At 35.6% G+C, this 1612-nt stretch carries 3 protein-coding genes; all 3 read right to left on the minus strand.

The window, feature by feature from the left end:
• Nucleotides 1–736, minus strand: a 736-nt coding sequence (locus tag DW981_RS14625; RefSeq protein ID WP_147352683.1) for a hypothetical protein, incomplete at its 3' end; no start/stop codon positions are given.
• 219 nt (nt 737–955) lie between these two features.
• Nucleotides 956–1144 carry a DUF3846 domain-containing protein gene (locus DW981_RS14630; RefSeq protein WP_243034783.1) on the minus strand — a complete coding sequence of 63 codons (189 nt, stop codon included), beginning with the start codon at nt 1142–1144 and terminating at the stop codon, nt 956–958.
• Nucleotides 1145–1236: 92 nt separating this feature from the next.
• Nucleotides 1237–1479, minus strand: coding sequence for a DpnD/PcfM family protein (locus DW981_RS14635; RefSeq protein WP_118508245.1), 243 nt, complete (start codon nt 1477–1479; stop codon nt 1237–1239).
• Nucleotides 1480–1612 lie beyond the last annotated feature (133 nt).

Raw genomic sequence — 1612 nt, forward strand, 5'->3', positions numbered from 1 at the left:
ATATATTCCTGATCTTTGTGCTGAATATATATATTCTTTTTCCTGCCAATATAACTAATTTCACCTTTAATTGATCTTTGTGCTGAATATATATATTCTTTTTCCTGCCAATATAACTAATTTCACCTTTAATTGATTTACCCTCAATATTTTCAATTCCATCTGGCGAATGAATTGATATACAATATTCAACTTCTTCCTCTTGTTCGCTATGTTCTACTACTAATGTATATTCCATACCACTTTCCATATAAGCATTAATACCTGAATCAGAACTATATCCCCTTTGTACTTCTTCTTGCTTTGAATCTAATATATAAAAGCAATACCCTTTATTTACATCATCTATATCAAAATCAAACCTGTATATTCCTGTCTGTGTAGCCATATACTGTTCTTCTCTACTATCTTCTCCGTCCATAATGCCACTAATTTTATTACCAGTAAAACTCATAGTTTCTTTGGTATTAAGTTTTTTCTCTGATTCTCCATCATCTTCACTGTCAACAGGTTGAATTGTACTAGTTGAGGTTGGTTTGGCACTTTCTTTGGCTATATCTTCTTGTTCAACGAGAGTTGTATTCGGAGAATTTCGAAAAGAAACCACAGCAATAATTATAGTTAAAACCGTTACAATATACGCAGCAACTGCTTGTGCTATTTCCTTTTTATGAATTTGAGCATACAAACCATAACTTGCAGCCACAAATGCAATAATTCCAAAAAACGATACCATGTCAAACACTCCTATCCACTAAGATTACCAATAAAATACTACAAATTAGTCTCTATCTTTCTTAAGAATATATCACTTACTTCTTCTTGTCTAGCTCTTTCAGTGGGTATTAGGGGTTTCCCCTAACAAGCGGGTATAGTACATACTGCTCCTCATCTCTCCTGCCCGCTTGAAACCTTGCTCTATTAAACCATGTTTTCAATAATAACAACCTGAAACTTACCTCTCCATCCCCCTCGAAGATTTTATCTTTTGTACCTTAATTTCATCGCCCACTCTGTAAAAACGCTCCGGATCACGGAACATCTTATCATATTTTTTTATCTGTTCATCTGATAAACTTTGGAAAGTTTCACTTGTTATCGGTGCATCACAGATAAAAAATGTTCCTGCAATAATATCAATCATTTCTCCTTCTTGTGAATAAATTGCCCGGTTTAATGGCAGCCCGTCTGTTTTCCCTCATCATTACAGACAACCGCTGCTTCATCGTCAAATGGTTAATACTCCTGTATATACCCACCGACAACCCGCTGCATATCCTTCAATTCTATCCCGATATATGCGACTTCCGGTTTGACATTGGGCTTAATTAGCAGGACTTTTATTGTTTCTCTTTCCGTCTCTCTCGCATGAAACTCCGCCCCTACAAAATGTTTATTATCCAGAACATACTGCTGATTATTCCAATCGTTTTCTACTTTTTCCTCAGCTTCTGCTCTGGAATCCGCCAAATATTTCATCGACAGACCTCCCTTGATTTTTTCGGTAGTGTCAAAAGACTACCTCTTTTTTGTTCTAAAACCTTTATTTTAGGGAGTTTGCAAACAAAAAGAGCAATCCCCCCTATTTTCTGGTATAATGTCAATCGCCAAA

This window comes from Clostridium sp. AM49-4BH (genome assembly GCF_003478335.1).
Lineage (GTDB): Bacteria > Bacillota > Clostridia > Lachnospirales > Lachnospiraceae > Butyribacter.

Bases quoted from the DNA above. Each gene is read 5' to 3' on its own strand.
- DW981_RS14630 (WP_243034783.1), bottom strand. From the start codon at position 1,144: ATGATTGATATTATTGCAGGAACATTTTTTATCTGTGATGCACCGATA.
- DW981_RS14635 (WP_118508245.1), bottom strand. From the start codon at position 1,479: ATGAAATATTTGGCGGATTCCAGAGCAGAAGCTGAGGAAAAAGTAGAA.